The 18,098-nt window shown below is 62.4% G+C and carries 18 protein-coding genes; 6 read left to right on the plus strand and 12 right to left on the minus strand.

Going from position 1 to position 18,098, the window contains the following annotated elements; all coding sequences use genetic code 11:
* The first annotated feature begins 2 nt into the window (after positions 1–2).
* Positions 3–1,478, plus strand: a complete 1,476-nt coding sequence (locus tag AC1Z32_RS16645) for an efflux transporter outer membrane subunit (protein ID WP_483479668.1) — start codon at positions 3–5, stop codon at positions 1,476–1,478.
* A gap of 190 nt (positions 1,479–1,668) precedes the next feature.
* A complete protein-coding gene (locus AC1Z32_RS16650) occupies positions 1,669–2,253 on the plus strand; it encodes a LysE family translocator (protein WP_483479669.1) in 585 nt (194 codons plus the stop codon).
* An 11-nt stretch (positions 2,254–2,264) separates the two neighbouring features.
* Here AC1Z32_RS16650 and AC1Z32_RS16655 read toward each other — a convergent pair whose 3' ends face one another.
* Entirely contained in the window at positions 2,265–3,077 is an 813-nt protein-coding gene (locus tag AC1Z32_RS16655; RefSeq protein WP_483479670.1) for an AraC family transcriptional regulator, read from the minus strand.
* 161 nt (positions 3,078–3,238) lie between these two features.
* Positions 3,239–4,630 (minus strand): nucleobase:cation symporter-2 family protein, encoded by a 1,392-nt coding sequence (locus tag AC1Z32_RS16660; protein ID WP_483479671.1) that lies wholly within the window; start codon positions 4,628–4,630, stop codon positions 3,239–3,241.
* A gap of 334 nt (positions 4,631–4,964) precedes the next feature.
* Here AC1Z32_RS16660 and AC1Z32_RS16665 point away from each other — a divergent pair, with 334 nt between their 5' ends.
* The 4 genes from AC1Z32_RS16665 (at position 4,965) to fghA (ending at position 9,754) form a co-directional block, all read left to right on the plus strand.
* Positions 4,965–6,410: a xylulokinase gene (locus tag AC1Z32_RS16665; RefSeq protein ID WP_483479672.1), complete on the plus strand. Its 1,446-nt coding sequence runs from the start codon at positions 4,965–4,967 to the stop codon at positions 6,408–6,410.
* 97 nt (positions 6,411–6,507) lie between these two features.
* Positions 6,508–7,734 (plus strand): AGE family epimerase/isomerase, encoded by a 1,227-nt coding sequence (locus tag AC1Z32_RS16670; protein WP_483479673.1) that lies wholly within the window; start codon positions 6,508–6,510, stop codon positions 7,732–7,734.
* A 50-nt stretch (positions 7,735–7,784) separates the two neighbouring features.
* Entirely contained in the window at positions 7,785–8,891 is a 1,107-nt protein-coding gene (locus AC1Z32_RS16675; RefSeq protein WP_250476345.1) for an S-(hydroxymethyl)glutathione dehydrogenase/class III alcohol dehydrogenase, read from the plus strand.
* A gap of 14 nt (positions 8,892–8,905) precedes the next feature.
* Positions 8,906–9,754 carry an S-formylglutathione hydrolase gene (fghA, locus tag AC1Z32_RS16680; protein WP_483479674.1) on the plus strand — a complete coding sequence of 283 codons (849 nt, stop codon included), beginning with the start codon at positions 8,906–8,908 and terminating at the stop codon, positions 9,752–9,754.
* A gap of 699 nt (positions 9,755–10,453) precedes the next feature.
* On the opposite strand, the gene AC1Z32_RS16685 is transcribed toward fghA, so the two are convergent.
* From AC1Z32_RS16685 to AC1Z32_RS16730, 10 genes are all read right to left on the minus strand, one after another.
* Positions 10,454–11,242, minus strand: coding sequence for a metal ABC transporter permease (locus AC1Z32_RS16685; RefSeq protein ID WP_483479675.1), 789 nt, complete (start codon positions 11,240–11,242; stop codon positions 10,454–10,456).
* Complete coding sequence (locus AC1Z32_RS16690) at positions 11,235–12,137, minus strand: metal ABC transporter ATP-binding protein (RefSeq protein WP_483479676.1); 903 nt, start codon at positions 12,135–12,137, stop codon at positions 11,235–11,237. The genes AC1Z32_RS16685 and AC1Z32_RS16690 overlap by 8 nt, the downstream gene beginning before the upstream one ends.
* On the minus strand, positions 12,134–13,015 hold the full coding sequence (locus AC1Z32_RS16695; protein WP_483479677.1) for a metal ABC transporter solute-binding protein: 882 nt from the start codon (positions 13,013–13,015) through the stop codon (positions 12,134–12,136). Before AC1Z32_RS16695 ends, AC1Z32_RS16690 begins: the two co-directional genes overlap by 4 nt.
* Before the next feature lie 41 nt (positions 13,016–13,056).
* Positions 13,057–13,515: a Fur family transcriptional regulator gene (locus AC1Z32_RS16700; protein ID WP_483479678.1), complete on the minus strand. Its 459-nt coding sequence runs from the start codon at positions 13,513–13,515 to the stop codon at positions 13,057–13,059.
* Between the two features lie 240 nt (positions 13,516–13,755).
* Positions 13,756–14,277: an Lcl C-terminal domain-containing protein gene (locus tag AC1Z32_RS16705; protein WP_483479679.1), complete on the minus strand. Its 522-nt coding sequence runs from the start codon at positions 14,275–14,277 to the stop codon at positions 13,756–13,758.
* A 103-nt stretch (positions 14,278–14,380) separates the two neighbouring features.
* Entirely contained in the window at positions 14,381–14,797 is a 417-nt protein-coding gene (locus AC1Z32_RS16710; protein ID WP_483479680.1) for a hypothetical protein, read from the minus strand.
* 68 nt (positions 14,798–14,865) lie between these two features.
* On the minus strand, positions 14,866–15,669 hold the full coding sequence (locus AC1Z32_RS16715; protein WP_483479681.1) for a hypothetical protein: 804 nt from the start codon (positions 15,667–15,669) through the stop codon (positions 14,866–14,868).
* A gap of 12 nt (positions 15,670–15,681) precedes the next feature.
* Positions 15,682–16,221 (minus strand): tetratricopeptide repeat protein, encoded by a 540-nt coding sequence (locus AC1Z32_RS16720; RefSeq protein WP_483479682.1) that lies wholly within the window; start codon positions 16,219–16,221, stop codon positions 15,682–15,684.
* Positions 16,218–16,964, minus strand: a complete 747-nt coding sequence (locus AC1Z32_RS16725) for an enoyl-CoA hydratase/isomerase family protein (RefSeq protein WP_483479683.1) — start codon at positions 16,962–16,964, stop codon at positions 16,218–16,220. Before AC1Z32_RS16725 ends, AC1Z32_RS16720 begins: the two co-directional genes overlap by 4 nt.
* A 181-nt stretch (positions 16,965–17,145) precedes the next feature.
* On the minus strand, positions 17,146–18,012 hold the full coding sequence (locus AC1Z32_RS16730; protein ID WP_483479684.1) for a TauD/TfdA dioxygenase family protein: 867 nt from the start codon (positions 18,010–18,012) through the stop codon (positions 17,146–17,148).
* Between the last annotated feature and the right edge of the window lie 86 nt (positions 18,013–18,098).

Genomic DNA, 18,098 nt, shown 5'->3' on the forward strand with positions numbered 1-18,098 from the left:
ACATGCGTAGATTCACTCTCACGGTAATGGCCGCCGCCGCGCTGGCGAGCGGCTGCACGATGGCGCCGAAGTACGAGCGCCCCGCACAGCCGGTCCCGGCGAACTACCGGACGGACGGCGTGTACGGCGCGCAGCCCGCCGCGGCTGCGGGCGAGCGCAGCGCGAACGGCGTGGCCGCGGCCGACATCGGCTGGCGTGACTTCTTCGTCGATGCGCGGCTGCAGAAGCTCGTCGACATCGCGTTGCAGAACAACCGCGACCTGCGCGTGGCGGTCCTCAACGTGCAGGCGGCGCAGGCGCAATACCGCATCGTGCGCTCGGAGCTGCTTCCCACTATCGGCGCGCAGGCGAGCCAGTCGAAGCAGCGCACGCCGGCGGATCTGTCGTTCTTCAATCAGACCATCTCGAATCAGTACAGCGTGGGTCTGAACGGATCGTGGGAAATCGATCTCTTCGGCCGCGTGCAGAGTCTGAAGGATCAGGCGCTCGCGCAGTACTTCGCCACGGCGTATGCGCGCAAGGCGGCGGAGATCTCGCTGGTGTCGCAGGTCGCGACGCAGTATTTCCAGGTTCTCGAAGCGGACGATCTCCTCAAGGTGACCGTGCAGACGCTGAAGACCGCGCGGGATTCGTACAACCTGATCAAGCTGCAGTTCGACAACGGCACGGCGTCCGCGCTCGATCTGAGCCAGTCGCAAACCGTGGTCGAAACGGCGGCGGCGAATCTGCAGGCGCAACAGCGCGCGCGGGCGCAGGCGGTCAACGCGCTCGTGCTGCTGCTCGGCGAGCCGATGCCCGACGACCTGCCGGGCGGCGCGGCGCTCAACGGTCAGGATCTGCTGACGGACATTCCGGCCGGTCTGCCTTCGGATCTGCTGACGCGCCGGCCCGACATCATGGAGGCGGAGCAGAATCTGCTGGCGTCGAACGCGAACATCGGTGCGGCGCGCGCGGCGTTCTTCCCGAGCATCTCGCTGACGGGCAGCTTCGGCACGTTGAGCCCGTCGCTCGGCGGACTCTTCAAGCCGGGTTCGGTCGCGTGGAGCTTCGCGCCGACTATCACGCTGCCGATCTTCCAGGGTGGGCAGAATCTCGCGAATCTCGATCTTGCGACCACCCAGAAGACCATTCAGGTGGCGCAGTACGAGAAGTCGATTCAGTCGGCGTTCCGTGAAGTCGCGGACGGCCTGGCAGCGCGCGGCACATTCGATCAACAAATCGCGGCGCTCGAACGCGATACGGCCGCGCAGCAGCGGCGGCTGGATCTGTCGACGTTGCGATATAAGCAGGGCGTCGACAGTTATCTCGGTGTGCTGACCGCGCAGCAGGATCTTTATGCTGCGCAGCAGACGCTGATCAGCGCGCGCACGCGGCGGCTCGCGAATCTCGTGACCTTGTATCAGGCGCTGGGAGGCGGGTGGATCGAGAAGACGGGAGATACGCCGCGCGCGGCGGATGCGGCGGCGAGCGCAACGTAAATCCATTCGCGTCATGCAGTGAAACGGCACCCCGGGCCCGATGCATCGCGTCCGGGGTCTCTGCTTTTTGGGAGGCGCCGATCCGCCCGTCTTGCGCCGATCGAGGAGCGCGAGAACAGCAGTTTTGTTCAATACTCGCCGGGCCGCTCTGCCTATTCTTTTCGCTCGTCATACACAGGAAGGAAAGCAAATGGGCAATCTTCTCTCGATGTGCGGCTTCGCATTGGCGGCATCGATTTCCCCCGGCCCCGTCAATCTGGTTGCACTGAGCAGCAGCATCCAGCATGGATTCGACGTCAGCATGCGGCACGTCACGGGCGCCACGTTCGGGTTCACGCTTCTGCTGCTTCTGACCGGGCTCGGCGTTCATGAGCTGTTGACCTGGCTGCCGAGCCTGATCTCGTTCGTCAAATGGGCAGGCGTGGGGTTCTTGCTTTACATGGCCTTCAGACTCGCGGTCGATAACGGCGAACTGGGCATCGGCAAGGCCGCGCGTGCGCCATCGTTTCTATCCGGGGCCACGATGCAATGGCTCAATCCGAAGGCATGGCTCGCATCGCTGGCGGGCATGGGTGCCTTCGCCGGAAAGGAAATGGATCTCGTCTGGGTGTTCGTCGGCATCTACTTCGTGATCTGCTATGCATCGCTTTCCTGCTGGGCGGCGGTCGGCGTGCTTCTGCGTCGATATGTCGATAACCCGAGACGCATCAGGTTATTCAACCGGGCGATCGCGATGCTGGTCTTCGCCAGCGCGATCTATCTGGTCGTCGAATGAGCGATCGGCGATCATCGGCGCAGATATTGCCCCGGCGTCGCGGCAACGAATCGTTTGAATGTGCGCTGCATATGCGCCTGATCCGCGAAACCGGCATCCACGGCGATGTGCGCGATGGCCCGGCCGCGTCTCAATTCCTGGCGGCAATACTCGATGCGCGAGTTCATCTGATAGGCGTGCGGCGTCATGCCATATCGATTCTTGAACGCGCGGATGAGATGGGACGCAGACAAGCCCGACACAGCGCATAAATCCTCGACGCGAAGCGGCCGCGTGCAGTTCACCCGGATGTATTCGGCGACCGGCTCGAGCTTCGGGCTGGCGATGCGCCTTGCGTCCGATCCCGGCTCCAGACGGTGATGCACGTCCGAGAAGAACATCAGCGCGCCGCACTCCTTTTCGAGGTGGCTGGTTTCGTCATCGAACAAGGTTTGGTAAAGCCGGTTCAGCCCTCCATACAGCGCCGCGTCTTGCGTCGCCGCGATGGAATAGGCGTGCGTGCCCGATTCACCTTGCAAGGAGCCGAGCCAAAGCGCGTCCACATACAGCATCCGATAGGACCACGGCTTCTCGTCGATGGGATTGCATGCGTGGACATCGCCGGGATTCATGACGACGACCGAACCGGCTCCGACGCGTTCGGACCGTCTTCCGTTCGTGTAGGTGCTGATGCCGCCGTTGATTGCGCCGACGGAAAAGGTCTCGTGCGAATGAGGCGCATAGCAGACGTTGCGTCCGTCGAGGATTTCGCGCGCCTCGATGTAGGGAAGGGCGGCGCTGCGCCAGAAACGGGGTGTCGGATTCGAGGAACGAGGATGGAGCATGGTCACCGGCCGGGTCGGGTGAATGCCTCGAGAATAACCGATTCCATCGTGGCGGGACGCGCGCATCACGGCATTGGCGATCCACCAAAAAAAACGCCGCGGCTCCCACCGCGGCGCATAACGCAAGACAGCCAGCAAGCACTTCCAGGGTTACGACTTCCTTAGTGCGCGTCACCCGCATGAGCCGCGCCTTCGAACTCGTGCGCGGCTTCACGCGCATCGCGGCGCGCATCGCGTTCCTTGCGCACGCCGTTGAACACGATATTCAGCACCACCGCCGACACCGACGCCAGCAGGATGCCGCTGTGAAGAATCGGCTCGAGCGCATGCGGCAGTTGGGTGAAGAACTTTGGCGCGACGACCGGCACCATGCCCATGCCCACGCTCACCGCGACGATGAACAGGTTGTGATGGTTCTTCGAGAAGTCCACGCGGGACAGCGTCTTGATGCCGTTCGCCGCGACCATGCCGAACATCACGATGCCCGCGCCGCCGAGCACGAACGGCGGCACCGACGCCACGACCTGCGCCATCTTCGGGAAGAGGCCGAGCACGACCAGGATCACGCCGCCCGTCGCGCAGACGAAGCGGCTCTTCACGCCCGTCACGCCGATCAGACCGACGTTCTGCGAGAACGACGTATGCGGGAACGAGTTGAAGATGCCGCCGATCAGCGTGCCGAGTCCGTCGACACGCAGGCCGCGCACGAGCGCCTTCTGATCGACAGGACGATCGACGAGATCGCCGACCGCGAGGAACATGCCCGTCGATTCGATGAAGGTGACGAACATGACGATAACCATCGTCGCGACGGAGAGCGCGTCGAAGTGCGGAAGGCCGAAGTGGAACGGCATCACCACGCCGACCCACGGCGCATGCGCGACGCCATCCATGTTCACGCGGCCGAGCATCGCGGCGATGATGAAGCCCACGACGATGCCGAGCAGCACCGAAATATTCGCGATGAACCCGCGCATGAACTTGTTGATGAGCAGGATCAGCGAGAGCACGACGAACGACAGCAGCAGATACACCGGATTGCCGTAATCGGGATTGCCAACGCCGCCCGCGGCCCAGTTGATGCCGACGCCCATCAGCGAGAGGCCGATCACCGCGATCACCGTGCCGACCACGACCGGCGGGAAAAAGCGCAGCAGCTTGCCGATCATCGGCGCGAGCACGATGCCGATCACGCCCGCCGCGATGGTCGAGCCGAATACGTCGAGAATGCCGAGCGAGGGATTGGTGCCGATCGCGACCATCGGGCCGACGGCGGCGAACGTGCAGCCCATGATGACGGGCAGGCGGATACCGAAGATCCACAACCCGAGCGTCTGGATCAGCGTGGCGATGCCGCACGAGAACAGATCCGCGCTGATGAGGAACGCGACCTGATCTTTCGGCAGGCCCATCGCCGCGCCGAGAATCAGCGGCACCGCAACGGCGCCCGCGTACATCACGAGCACGTGCTGAATGCCGAGCGTCAGCAGTTGACCGGCGGGCAGCCGTTCGTCGCACGGGTGCACGGACGGTTTCACCGAACTTGAAGCCATGTCTCTCTCCTTTATCGCCTTCCATTTGAATGGCCTCCAAGTTAAGTGCATTAAAAGGCGCGAACAAGACCGCGCGCCGCTATACATCGCGTTCGCGCGCCGATATGGTTTTCGGGCGCCATTCCTCGCGCAAACGTGCGCAGGCCTTTGCCACAAGGGGTTTGACGCATATCGCGGGAAATTTGTCGTGCGGCGCAAGGCCGCGTTCTTCGGATGCTCGTTATGATGCGGATCACGCCGCTCATATAGTCCGTTTTTCGCGTTCGCCGCGCGATGGCGGGGTATACCCGGGTTTTACGCGTTTTCCCTAACGTCATTTTCAGACTCGAATCCCATGCGTTTTTTAGGCATCGATCTCGGCACGGGCTCCCTGAAACTCGCCATCGTCGATGAAGACGGGCGCGAAATCGCATCGTCGAGCGCCGCCTACGCGGTGACGAGCGCGCAGCCCGGCTGGGCCGAAACCACGGTCGATGCGTGGTATTCGGCGCTCGTCGATGCGGCCTCGCGCCTGCCCGCGAACGAGCGCGAAGCGGTGAGCGCGATCGGCTTCTCCGGGCAGATGCACGGCGTCGTGCCGGCCGCCGCCGATGGCCGTGCCTTGCGCGCCGCGATGCTCTGGCCCGACACGCGCGCGCGCGATCTGCTCGACGCGTGGCCCGAGCCGCAAGCGAATCCGGTCGCGCCCGGCATGGCGGGGCCGTTGCTGCGCTGGCTCGCGTCTCACGAGCCTGAAGTCGCGGCCGACACGCGCTGGGCCTTGCAGCCGAAGGACTGGCTGCGCGCGAAGCTCGGCGGGACCGCTGTTGCCAACTTCGTCACCGATGCATCAGACGCCTGCGCGACCGCGCTCGCTTTGCCGTCCGGCGACTGGGACGATGCGCTCATCGACCGGCTTGGCTTGCCGCGCAAGTGGTTCGCGCCGCTCGCGGCATCGCATGAAACCAGCGGCGCGCTATCGAACGCAGCGGCGGCGCAGCTCGGCTTGCGCGCGGGCATTCCGATGGCCGTCGGCGCGGGCGATACGCCGTGCGCCGCGCTCGGCAGCGGTCTCTCGTCCGATGGCGACGCGCTGCTCACCACGGGCACCGGCGGCCAGATCGTCGTCATGTGCGCCAATGCGCCCGCGCCCGTGCATGGCCTGCACACGTACCGCGCGGCGACGGGCGCGTGGTATCGCATGGCGGCGATGCAGAACGTCGGCGTTGCGCTGGAGGCGGTGCGCGGCTGGCTCGGCTATGCATCGTGGCCCGAAGCCTACGACGATGCGTTCGCCGCGAAATCCAGCGCGTCGGTAAGCTTTCTGCCGTACCTGAGTGGCGAGCGTTCGCCGTGGATGAACCCGAATGCGCGCGGCGGCTGGCTCGGCCTCGGCCTCGTCGACACGCGCGGCACGATGATGCGCGCCGCGTTCGAAGGCGTGGCATTCGCATTGCGTGCAGGACTGGACGCGATCCGCGCGAATGGCACCACGCTCGATTCGATGCTGCTCGCGGGCGGCGGCTCCGTTGATCCGCGCTGGCGCCAGTTGCTCGCCGATGCCTTGCGCGTCGAGTTGCATGCCGTCGATTGCCCCAACGCGGCGACGCGCGGCGCGGCGATTCTCGGCGGCATCGCGGCGGGCCACTGGCGCGTGGACGATCTCGCATCGCTCGCGCCGACATCGACGCTCGCCGCGGCACCGCGCGCGAATGCATCGCTCGATGAACGGCTCGCGCGCTTCGTCGATCTGTACAGGCGCACCGAAGACTGGTTCACGCCGCCGCGCGAGAGCGCTTAAACTTTCGTACCTTCGATTCCGTTGCAATGCGCATCCGGAACCATGAAGCGGCGCTTCATATGAGGCTCGCTTCATCACGACACTATCGAATTCAGCCATGTCCGCATCCGAACTGTCCAGGCCCGCGTCGCTTCCCGAGTTCCGCTCACGTGCGTTTCTGCTCGATCACGCGTTGCGCACGATGACGTTCTATCACCCGCACTGCATGGACCCGGCGGGCGGCTTCTATCACTTCTACAAGAACGACGGCACGATTTACGACCGCACCTCGCGTCATCTCGTGTCGAGCACGCGCTTCGTCTTCAACTACGCGATGGCATACAAGCACTTCGGGCTCGATGAATATCGCGGCGGCGTGGCGCACGGCATCGAATATCTGCGCGAGTTTCATCGCAATCCTGAGACGGGCGGCTATGCGTGGACGCTGAATGGCCGCGCTGTCACCGATGCGACCAACCATTGCTACGGCCTTGCGTTCGTCGTGCTGGCGTATGCGAAGGCGGTCGAAGCGGGATTCGACGAAGCGCGCGCGTATCTCGACGAAACCTGGAACCTGATGGAAGCGCGCTTCTGGGACGCGCGGCACGGTCTCTACAAGGATGAGGCGAGCGCGGACTGGCAGGTGTCGGACTATCGCGGCCAGAACGCGAACATGCATACGTGCGAGGCGCTGCTGGCCGCCTTCGAAGCGACGGGCGAAGCGCGCTATCTCGAGCGCGCGGCCTTGCTTGCGGACAACATGGTGAACCGTCAGGCGAAGCTCGCGGGCGGTCTCGTGTGGGAGCACTACAAGCCGGACTGGTCGATCGACTGGGATTACAACAAGGGCGACCGCAGCAACATCTTCAGGCCGTGGGGTTTTCAGCCGGGGCATCAGACGGAGTGGGCGAAGTTGCTGCTGATTCTCGACCGGCACAAGCCCGAGGCGTGGCATGTCACGCGTGCCCGCGAGCTGTTCGATCGCGCGCTGGAACTGTCGTGGGATCACGAGCATGGCGGCATGGTCTACGGCTTCGATCCCGAAGGCAAGTTCTACGACGAAGACAAGTACTTCTGGGTTCAGGCCGAATCGCTCGCGGCGGCGGCGCTGCTGGCGGACCGTGCGCAACGCGATGGCGACGCCGCGCTCGCCGCGCGTTACTGGAACGATTACGACCGCCTGTGGGCCTATAGCTGGGCGCATTTCGTCGATCACAAGTGGGGTGCGTGGTATCGCATCCTCACGCGCGACAATCGCCAGTACAGCGACGAGAAAAGCCCTGCCGGCAAGACCGACTATCACACGATGGGCGCATGCTACGAAATCCTGAACGTCGTGCGCTGAAACAAATCCGCATTATCGAAACGCATTTTCCAAGATCAAGGAGCTGAACGATGAAGACGAAAGCAGCAATTGCATGGGAAGCGGGCAAGCCATTGACGATCGAGGAAGTCGATCTCGAAGGCCCGCGCGCGGGTGAAGTGCTGATCGAAGTGAAGGCGACGGGCATCTGCCACACCGATTACTACACGCTGTCCGGCGCCGATCCGGAAGGCATCTTCCCGGCGATTCTCGGGCATGAAGGCGCGGGCGTTATCGTCGATGTCGGGCCGGGCGTCGGCACATTGAAGAAGGGCGATCACGTCATTCCGCTTTACACGCCGGAATGCCGCCAGTGCAAATTCTGCCTGTCGCGCAAGACGAATCTTTGTCAGGCGATTCGCGCGACGCAGGGCAAGGGTTTGATGCCCGATGCGACGTCGCGCTTTTCGCTCGATGGCAAGCCGCTCTTTCACTACATGGGCACATCGACGTTTTCGAATTACATTGTCGTGCCTGAGATAGCGGTTGCGAAAGTGCGTGAGGACGCGCCGTTCGACAAGATCTGCTACATCGGCTGCGGCGTGACGACGGGCGTCGGTGCCGTCGTGTATTCGGCGAAGGTGGAAGCGGGGGCGAATGTCGTCGTGTTCGGTCTCGGCGGCATCGGGTTGAACGTGATTCAAGGCGCGAAGATGGTCGGCGCGGATAAGATCATTGGCGTCGATATCAATCCGGGGCGTGTCGAGCTCGCGAAGAAATTCGGCATGACGCACTTCATCAACCCGAAGGAAGTGGAGAACGTTGTCGACCATATCGTGCAGTTGACCGATGGCGGCGCGGACTATTCGTTCGAATGCGTCGGCAATGTGAAACTGATGCGTCAGGCGCTCGAATGCACGCACAAGGGCTGGGGGCAGTCGTTCATCATTGGCGTGGCGGCGGCGGGCGAAGAGATCAGCACGCGTCCGTTCCAGCTCGTCACGGGCCGTGAATGGAAAGGCTCGGCATTCGGCGGCGCGCGTGGCCGCACGGACGTGCCGAAGATCGTCGACTGGTACATGGAAGGCAAGATCAATATCGACGATCTGATCACGCATCATCTCAAGCTGGAGCAGATCAACGACGGCTTCGACCTCATGAAGAAGGGCGAGTCGATCCGTTCCGTCGTCATCTATTGAGCGAGGAGAAGTCCATGCTGGAACTCGTGGAAGAACATCGTTGCTTCGATGGCGTGCAGCGCATCTATCGTCATGATTCGCGGACGATCGGCCTGCCGATGCGTTTCTCCGTCTTTCTGCCTGCGCAAGCGTCTTCGGCAAAAGTGCCTGGTCTGTTCTATCTCGCCGGGCTCACCTGCACCGAAGAGACGTTTCCGATCAAGGCGGGCGCGCAGCGTTACGCGGCCGAGCACGGTATTGCGCTGATCGCGCCGGATACGAGCCCGCGCGGCGCGGATATTCCCGGTGAGAAAGATGCGTGGGATTTTGGCGTCGGCGCGGGTTTTTATGTCGATGCGACGCGCGAGCCTTGGGCGGGGCGTTATCGCATGTATTCGTATGTGACGCAGGAGTTGCGCGAGACGGTCATCGCGGAGTTGCCGGTGCGCGAGGAGCGCATTGGTATCTTCGGGCATTCGATGGGCGGGCATGGCGCGCTCGTGCTCGCGTTGCGCAATCCGGACTTGTATCGGTCGGTGTCGGCGTTTGCGCCGATCGCGGCGCCTTCGCAGTGTCCGTGGGGTGTGAAGGCGTTTTCGGGATATCTCGGGGATGATCGCGAAGCGTGGAAGCAATACGATGCCAGCGAGCTTATCAAGGGTAATGCGGCTTCGCGGTTTGAAGGCGGTGTTCTGATCGATCAGGGGCTGGCGGATCAGTTTCTTGCCGAGCAGCTGCATCCCGATGTGTTTGAGCGCAACGCGCGGGAGGCGGGGCACGAGGTGACCGTGCGGCGTCATGATGGGTACGACCACGGGTACTTCTTTATCTCGACTTTCGTCGGGGAGCATGTCGCGCATCATGCGCGGGTTTTGTGTCGCTGACTGGGAATTGAGGGGTCCGGTTTTTTTTTTCGCCGGATCCCGTTGTGGCTTTGGTTTATTAGCGTTGCCCCTATGCGGGGCGGCAGTCACTTTCTTTGCTGCTGCAAAGAAAGTAACCAAAGAAACAGCTATCCCCATCCAAAGTACTTCAAGCCGGCCCCGGCACAGAAGAAGTCTCGTGGTCCGGCAGTAGCGAGTGCCCTCACAAAACTCACCGGGCTTGGATCGCGCACGGTCTGCCACATCGCGCCGCTTAACGAACTGGTAAGGCGCCAACTAGCTCCGGCCCGCTTCGCGGCCGACCGGTCCATCGGGTCCGCGCGTGCTTCTTTGCTGATGCTTCCATCTCACTGCATTCGCGTTAGGTTGGTTTCCCTTGCAGACCCAGCGGCAGCGCGTAGCGCTGTGCCGGAGCTATTTGGCGCTGAACCAGGGCCCTTAAATTGCTAGCTTGTCAGACCGTGCGCGGTCCAAGCCCGATTAGGCCTGTGAGGGCACTCGCTACTGCCGGACCACTTGCTATCTTCTGTGCCGGGGCCGGCTTGAAGCACTTTGGATGGGACAAGCTGTTTCTTTGGTTACTTTCTTTGCAGCAGCAAAGAAAGTGACTGCCGCCCCGCATAGGGGCAGAGCTAATAGACCGACGCGAATACAAGTTCCACGACAGACTAAGCACCCCCACCCCAACCCCACCCCCCTTCAATGCCCCCTCCGCCCCAGCAAACTCGCCCCATACACAACGGCGGCAAGCATCGTGATCCAGAAGCTCGTAGGCCAGTCGGAGTAGTAAGCAAGCGTCAACCCGACCCACGCCTGCCCGAGGGCGAACAGCGCCGCGAACACCAACCCCGACGACAATCGCGTCGTCACGTTCTGCGCCGCGGCCGCAGGCCCGACCATCAACGCGAACACGAGCAGCACCCCGACGATCTGCGTGCACGCCGCCACCGCGAGCGCGGTGATCGCGAGAAACAGCACCGAAACGAGCCGCAGCGACACGCCCTTGGCTTCCGCGAGTTCCGGCTGCAACGACGCGAACAGCAGCGGCCGCATGATGAAGGCGAGCGCCGCGAGGCTCACGACCGCGAGACCCAGCAGCACGACGAGCGTCTCATGACTCACGCCGAGCACGTTGCCAAAGAGAAGCGCCGTGGCCTGCGTGGCATACGCGGTGAAGAAGTGCAGAAACAACAAGCCAAACCCGAGCGATAGCGAAAGAATCACGCCGATCGCCACATCGCGGCCGGAGAGGCGCTCGCCGAGCGCGCCCATGCCGACGCCCGCCGCGAGCGTGAATCCCACCATCCCCCAGAGCGGCGGCATGCCGAGCAACACCGCGCCCGTGGCGCCCGTGAAGCCGACGTGCGACAGCGCGTGACCCGCGAAGGTCTGTCCGCGCAACACGAGAAAGTACCCGACGATCCCCGACAGCACCGCGACGATCCCCGAGGCCGCGAATGCATTCACCATGAAGTCGTATTCAAACATTGTGCGTGTGCTGTCCCTTCTTGCCGTGACCGTGACCGCGCTCATGACCATGATCGTGGTCATGTTCGTGCTCGTGCGTGTGCTCGTCGCCTTCTTCATGCGCGTGATCGAGCTTGTCGATCTCTACATCGCCGGACATCACGAAGATGCGCCCGTTCACGCGCATCACGTCGATGGGCGAACCGTAGAGACGCGACAGCACCGGCTTCGAGATGACTTCATCGACTGTGCCGAGCGCCGCGCGCCCGCTGCCGAGATAAAGCACGCGGTCGAGCGAATTCAGCAGCGGATTGAGTTCATGTGCCGAGAAGAGCACGGTGATGTTCAGCTCACGCTGCACGCGCCGCACGAGCTCGACCACGCCCGTCTGATGACGCGGATCGAGACTGATGAGCGGTTCGTCGAGCAGCAAAAGACGCGGATTGCCGAGCAGGCATTGCGCGAGCAAAAGACGCTGACGCTCGCCGCCCGACAACTCCGACAACGGACGCGAAGCCAGCTGATGCGCGCCGACGAGCTCGAGCACGCGCTCGACATCCGCGCGAATGCGCGCGTTGCGATGCGGCAGGCCCCAGTGATGCCCGTCCGCTGCCATCGCGACGAAATCGCGGCCCAGCACGCGGCGGTTCGCGAGCCCCGTGCGGATCTGCGGCATATAGCCGATCGACGGATTGCCGCGCACAACGGCCTCGCCGTTCACGCGGATGGTCCCGCTTTTCACAGGCACGAGCCCGAGCAGGGCGCGCATCAGCGTGGTCTTGCCCGCGCCGTTCGGCCCGAGCACGCCGATGAACTCGCCGTTGTGAACGGTGAAGCTCGTGTCGTTGAGAATCTCGCGCCCGCCGAGCGCGAGCGTCACGCGATCGACTTCGAGCGCGGCTTGCGCGGCGTTCATCGTTGCCATCCTTGCAGGGCGCCCGCGAGCGTGTCGAGCTGCGACTGCATCCATTGCTGATAGGTCTGCTTCGCGGGCATGGTTTCCGTCACGCTGACGCTTGGCACGTGCGCGTCCTTCGCGACGTTGAGCAGGCGCTTCGTGAGCGCGCCCGTCGCCTGGCTGTTGTAGATGAGCACATGCACGCGGCGCTCGCGCAGGTCCTTCTCGAACGCGGCGATATCGGTGGCGCTCGGCTCGGTCTCGTTCATCTCGGCCATCTGGAAACGCTGGTTGCGCATCTCGAAGCCGATCGCATCGGACATGTAGCCGAACACCGGCTCGGTCGCCGTGACCGGCACGCCCTTGTAGCGAGACTTGAGTTGCGCGACGCTCGCATCGATCGGCTTCATCGAATCCAGAAAGGTGGTGAGGCGCGCGTCGTAGTCGCTCTTGTGCGAAGGGTCTGCGGCGACGAGATACGCGCTCACCGCCTTCGCGACGGCGGGCATCGTCGCCGGGTCGTACCAGAGGTGCGGATTGTCGCCGGCCTTCTTGCCGACGAGCTTCGCCGCGACGATCACCGTGCGCTTGTCATTGCTCTTCGATGCCGCGAGCAGCTTGTCCATCCACGGATCGTAGTCCGCGCCGTTATAGACGACGAGCGCCGCGTGCTGCAACGCGCGCGCGGTCTTCGGGCTCGCTTCGAAGAGATGCGGGTCTTCGTCCGGATTGTTGAGAATGCTCGTCACCTGCACGCGATCGCCGCCGAGCTGGCGAATGACGTCGCCGTAAAAGTTCTCCGCCGCGACCACCGGCACGCGCGCGGTCTGTGCCGATGCCGCGCTGCAGAAGCCGAGCGCGATGGCGAAGCAGGTCAGGACGTGCGCGAGTTTCATCGAAATCCTTTGTGGATGAGTTGTTCTCGAGAAGGCGCGCGTCAGGCGCCGCGATGTTTCTTCTGGCAATCGCTGCACAGGCCGCTCAGCTCGACGACCTGGTGATGCACCTGAAAACCGTGCGCGGGCGGGCTTTTGGACAGCGACGAAGCAAGTTCGCGGCCCTGGATCTCGAGCGTTGCACCGCATTCGTCGCAGATGAGGAACTGGCTCTCGTGCGGCTTGCCCGCATCGCAGCAAGCGACGAACGCGTTCTTCGATTCGATGCGATGCACGAAGCCGTTTTCGACCAGAAAATCCAGCGCGCGATACACGGTGGTCGGCGGCACGCGCGCGCCGCGCTGCGGCTCCATGGCGTCGATGAGGTCGTAGGCGCCGATCGGCTTGTGCGCCTTCAGCACGAGTTCATACACCTGGCGGCGCAGCGGCGTAAGGGCGACGCCGCGCTCGCCGGCGAGGGCTTCGGCGCGTGCGAGCATGATTTCGACGGATGCGGTCATGTCGGATTGGCCACGCGGGGCGTGACGCTTGGTGTTGACTGGAGACGTGCCTCCACCGGCCTCGGAAGCTAGTGTCGGACGATTGACGAGATGATATAACGTATCACATCAAACGGTGAACAATTTTTTGCGTTCGGTCAGGACATGATCAGGACCCGACTTGAAGTCTTTGCCGCTGGAAGTCGCCGGAAATGGCCGCCAAAAGAAGAGAAACGCGCTTCGAAGATGGCGACCGTCTCTTCATCGTCGATCGCGTGCCGCACTCCGAACCAGAAGCACCGACAGTGCGAAGCCCGCACTGTGGAAATCGACGGAGCCGTCCGTGAAGTTGAAGTAGTAGAACGTGCCGGGCATGGCCGCAGTCGATGTCCAGAAATTCGCGCCTTCGCCGAAATCAGACAGTCCTATGCCCGGAAACGCCTTGGCATCGATCTTGGGTCCCTTGCACGCGTTTCGACGTAGCGTGTCCATTTCGCGGCCCGTGGGAATGCGCCAGCCGGGTCCCGCGCGTTGTGCAGCCTGCCGTGCGTCGTCCTGGCTCAAACCCGTTGGCCGGCCGGTGCATCGTTGCCCGTGTTTGTCCCATTCCCTTCCGACTGCACATCTCTTCCAGACCAGACCGGCATTCCGGTCGATTGCCAGGCCGTCTTGCAGCGACAGGTTTCTATCGAAGCCTCGATCGCAGGCCGCCATACTGGAAGAGGATGTCAGCAAGGCCAAAAGAAATGCCAAAAGGGACACCGGAGGAGAACGCCATTTCATATCCGCAATTTCCATGGAGCTGCGATTTTTTCATCCGAAACGGTCTCAATGACCGAACCGGTGTGTGCCCGACATATCCGAGGTCGATGTGATCTTGTCTGCTTTACCTGGAGCCCGTCGCGATAGGTTCGTTCTTCACGGGCACACGCAAGCGTCCGGCGCGCGCGTCGTGCATGATCGTGTAGATCAGCGGATCGTTCGTGACGCGAATGCGGCCCGTCTGCACGAGCTTTCCTCCGACAAAGGTCGCGCCGCGTACGAACTGACAGTGGTCAAAGCAACTCAACGTTCCGCTGCTCGCGCCATCCTGATAGCGGATGACAGGTTCCTGGTCCTTGTTCGCGCCCAGGTACCAGACCAGCACCGTGTTCTGCGCTTCGGCCGGGCCGCCGGGGATCTTGGCGTACTCGAACGCATCGCCTCTCCTTCCGACGTAGTAGTGGTCGGGTACCGACGATGAGGACGCGCCGTCCGCGGAGGACAGATCGGCAGCCGAGCTGCCAAAGGCCAACGGCGCCAAGAACGGCGCCGGAAGCAGAACGAGTGGGAAGGTGAGAACTCGAAGAAGCCGGCCCATGTCTCGAACCATTACATGCGAGATTGTTGCTGGCGCGAATGACCCGCGAGACTTCTGGCGTCGAGGTCGATGTTTTCGGCCCGGGTGAATTGCTCCATGGTCTGCCACTTCACGAGGCCGTTCGGCAAACCGTACGCGAGCTCGTTGTCCTTCGGCGCATCGTAGGTATCGGGTGCGGTCGGGAAGCGCGTCTTTCGCCATGCCAGCGCCGCGAGTTGCTTCTTGCCCCCTGGCATAACGTTGAATACGCGAATCCATGCCGGATGCTCGCCTAGCTGGGACGGATCCGAAGCTTCGTCGTCCATGTCGGATGTGCGTGCCCAACCGACCACGATGAGCCTGACCGTTCTGCCGGCCTGATCCAGTTGTTCCTGACGTTGAACCTGTTTGCCGAGCAACTGAAAGCGAGACACCGGTATGTGCGAGCCAGCCCGGAAGTATTCCGCGATGACCCAGTCTCCGCCCGAAGAAACGATGGGAACGTCCCGGCGGCGATCGTAACCATAAATGCCCGACAGGTGCGACAGCACCGATCGCGGAACGTGAGAATTGGGAAAGGTGTATCGGGCGGGCTTGAAGTCGTCACCGGCTTCGGATTTGATCGAGTTGACAACATTCATATCGAGCTTTAACACCTGGGGCTGCAAGCTGATCGAGATGAGCCGCTCATTCGCTACGCCGGCGACGTAGGGCGGATGTGAAGACTGAACCGTTCTGATCGGAGGCGTGGCGGACGTGGCCGAGGTTGCGCCGGCAGTTTCCCCTATGAGGATGAAGGCCGCCGCTAGCGACAGTCCGATGGCGAAAAATTTCATGCTTCGAGTTCCTCAGTGTTTGGCAGAAGGCGGATGAGAATCCGGTTCATCGGCGGAAGAGCAGTGAGTTCCCATCGCATACTTCACTTCCTCGATGCCGCTGTCGCCTGCCCGGCAAAGCCATTTCGCAGCTTCCCGGCAATTCGCGGGCGTGCCGGTTCCGGTGGCATAAAGGTAAGCGACGATCATCGCGGCCTCCACGTCGCCTTGTTCTGCGGCGCTCAGAAACCAGGCGAACGCCCGATTCGAATCTTTTCGGGCGTTCTTGCCGGTCAGGTATGCGGCGCCCATATCGAACCGCCTCTGGTTCGATATGGGGTGGTCCGCGGGCTCATTGCCTGGACCGGGCTGCGCATTGGTGATCGGCGGTTCTTCGCCGAAGCGAAATGCGATCGCGTTTTCGACGTCCGCCCGGGTGACGACGCTTTGCGCCGCGCACGATACCAGTTGGGCTGAGGCCTGCCGGTACGCGAACAGGAGCATCGAGACGAGCGCTGCCTGAATCAGTGCACGCGAGATCAACGTGAAAGTTGCCGCAAGCGGGCGGGTCATCTCTTATCCGCTACGAGCAGCATCTTATGCATGTGCCGGGCAGCCGGAAGGCATGACCTCAGCTCTTCGATCATGTTGCGCGCGATGATACGTTTGGTGTGCGCGAAAGCCTGGGGCGAATAGTCGGCAAGGCGCTGCGCCCAGTGCAGCGCGGTGGACATTAGATCCTGGTCACGGACAGCCGAATTGATCAGGTTGTATTCCATGGCGGTGATCGCGCCGATTTCCCGGCAACCGTACACCATCTCGGTGGCCACGCCGTACGAGACGAAGTGGCGAAGGATAGTCGCGCCCACAGCGCACCCCACGCCATGCGTGAGTTCCGGCTCGGCGAACTTCGCGCCGTATGCGGCGATCCGAACATCGCAGAGCAGCGCGAGCTGCAGGCCTTGTCCCTTTGCCTCTCCCTGGATAGCCGCGACGACGGGCTTCGGGCAATTCAGCGGGGCCAGGTAGAGTGCGATGATACTGTCCAGCCAGCCGTCGACATCGGCTTCCTCGTGGATCTTGCTGACTTCGCGGATATCTCCGCCGCCACAAAAAGACGCACCGGAAGGGCCCGACAGGATCAAGGACGCGATGGCCGGGTCGCGGCCCGCCGCTTCGATCGCGCGCACGGCTCTGAGGCGCGCGTCCGTGTCCAGGAAATTGCTTGGGGTTGAGCCGTCCAGCGTCAATTGGACGACCTTCGAGGAAGGATGCTCAACGCGTATGAGATTCTCCGTGGTGCTTATTGTATCCATCCTCTCCTCCAAACTGACGAGCTTCGCGGACGCATCTGTTCAGGCCGCATGTGCCGCATTGTTACATGCGAAGAGCTCTAATATGATTAGCATAACAAAATAATGCAGCGCCGCATCCACGACGGGATGAAACGCTGCTGACGGAAGTCAGATGGCTGAATGAGCCGGGGCAGCCACGCGGCTAGCCGAGCGCGACGTCGCGAACCGGACCGCGCGTGGCCGTCTCCGCCGTCTGTCCGCGCCAGAGGACGCGCTCGATGGCAGTATCGTTGAACTCTTCGCGCTCGTGAATGCTTCGGCGGTTGTCGGTGATCAGCAGATCACCCTCTTTCCAATAGTGCGTGTAGGTATAACGCGGCAACTTGAAGAAGCTCGACAGTTCGGCGAAGTATTTTTGAGTCTCATAGGGCGAGAAGCCGACGATTCGCGGCTCCCAGCTCGCCGGTTGGCCCTCATCGAAAGGGAAGTAGATCAACATCTTTCTGACCCAACCGAGATCAGTGAAGACCGGCACCTTGAACCAGCCTTCCGGCGATACATCCACATAGTAGCCGCGTTCAGTGACACGAACTTCGAACGTTTCGTGTTCGAGCACGTCGCGCAGATGGCTTGGCATCTCGTTCAGAGCGAGAACGTGATCGGTCACGAGCGTCGCGCCGCGGTACTTCATGTTCCTGATGCGTGCGCCATAGAGGAAGACCAGGTCGACCTGGCTCAGCAGCAGGCCGCCGTCCGCATGGTAGGGCAGTTGCCCGCGACCCGTGACGATCTTCTTCTTGTCGCCGTCGAGTTCGAGTGTATCCCGATAGCCGTAGCCGACCTTCTCGCGCTCATTCACGTACGCGACGATGTTCCCGTAAGCCGAATACAGTTTCAGGAAATCTTTCTTTTCAAAATCGAGGCCCCTGATCAGCGCGAATCCCTTTTGCTTCAGGATCTCCTTGATTTCCTCGGGATCGGCACCGAGAAAAGCGTCCCGGTTCATCAATGCCCCGAATCCCGAAGGCAGCAGCGATTCCTTCTCGTAAAGACGTACACGTGTATCCATTTGCTTCTCCTTTTTTCAGGTGGGAACGCGTTCCCAGGGTTTGCGTCGAGCGCGGGCGGCGCGCCGTTGCTCCCGGCGGAATGGTG

The sequence above is a fragment of the Caballeronia sp. 11_S32 genome (assembly GCF_056930355.1).

Coding starts and splice junctions, on each gene's coding strand:
- AC1Z32_RS16655 (WP_483479670.1), bottom strand. CDS start 3,077: ATGCTCCATCCTCGTTCCTCGAATCCGACACCCCGTTTCTGGCGCAGC.
- AC1Z32_RS16725 (WP_483479683.1), bottom strand. CDS start 16,964: ATGGATACAATAAGCACCACGGAGAATCTCATACGCGTTGAGCATCCT.
- AC1Z32_RS16650 (WP_483479669.1), top strand. CDS start 1,669: ATGGGCAATCTTCTCTCGATGTGCGGCTTCGCATTGGCGGCATCGATT.
- fghA (WP_483479674.1), top strand. CDS start 8,906: ATGCTGGAACTCGTGGAAGAACATCGTTGCTTCGATGGCGTGCAGCGC.
- AC1Z32_RS16705 (WP_483479679.1), bottom strand. CDS start 14,277: ATGAAATGGCGTTCTCCTCCGGTGTCCCTTTTGGCATTTCTTTTGGCC.
- AC1Z32_RS16685 (WP_483479675.1), bottom strand. CDS start 11,242: ATGTTTGAATACGACTTCATGGTGAATGCATTCGCGGCCTCGGGGATC.
- AC1Z32_RS16690 (WP_483479676.1), bottom strand. CDS start 12,137: ATGAACGCCGCGCAAGCCGCGCTCGAAGTCGATCGCGTGACGCTCGCG.
- AC1Z32_RS16670 (WP_483479673.1), top strand. CDS start 6,508: ATGTCCGCATCCGAACTGTCCAGGCCCGCGTCGCTTCCCGAGTTCCGC.
- AC1Z32_RS16660 (WP_483479671.1), bottom strand. CDS start 4,630: ATGGCTTCAAGTTCGGTGAAACCGTCCGTGCACCCGTGCGACGAACGG.
- AC1Z32_RS16695 (WP_483479677.1), bottom strand. CDS start 13,015: ATGAAACTCGCGCACGTCCTGACCTGCTTCGCCATCGCGCTCGGCTTC.
- AC1Z32_RS16645 (WP_483479668.1), top strand. CDS start 3: ATGCGTAGATTCACTCTCACGGTAATGGCCGCCGCCGCGCTGGCGAGC.
- AC1Z32_RS16700 (WP_483479678.1), bottom strand. CDS start 13,515: ATGACCGCATCCGTCGAAATCATGCTCGCACGCGCCGAAGCCCTCGCC.
- AC1Z32_RS16675 (WP_250476345.1), top strand. CDS start 7,785: ATGAAGACGAAAGCAGCAATTGCATGGGAAGCGGGCAAGCCATTGACG.
- AC1Z32_RS16720 (WP_483479682.1), bottom strand. CDS start 16,221: ATGACCCGCCCGCTTGCGGCAACTTTCACGTTGATCTCGCGTGCACTG.
- AC1Z32_RS16730 (WP_483479684.1), bottom strand. CDS start 18,012: ATGGATACACGTGTACGTCTTTACGAGAAGGAATCGCTGCTGCCTTCG.
- AC1Z32_RS16665 (WP_483479672.1), top strand. CDS start 4,965: ATGCGTTTTTTAGGCATCGATCTCGGCACGGGCTCCCTGAAACTCGCC.
- AC1Z32_RS16715 (WP_483479681.1), bottom strand. CDS start 15,669: ATGAAATTTTTCGCCATCGGACTGTCGCTAGCGGCGGCCTTCATCCTC.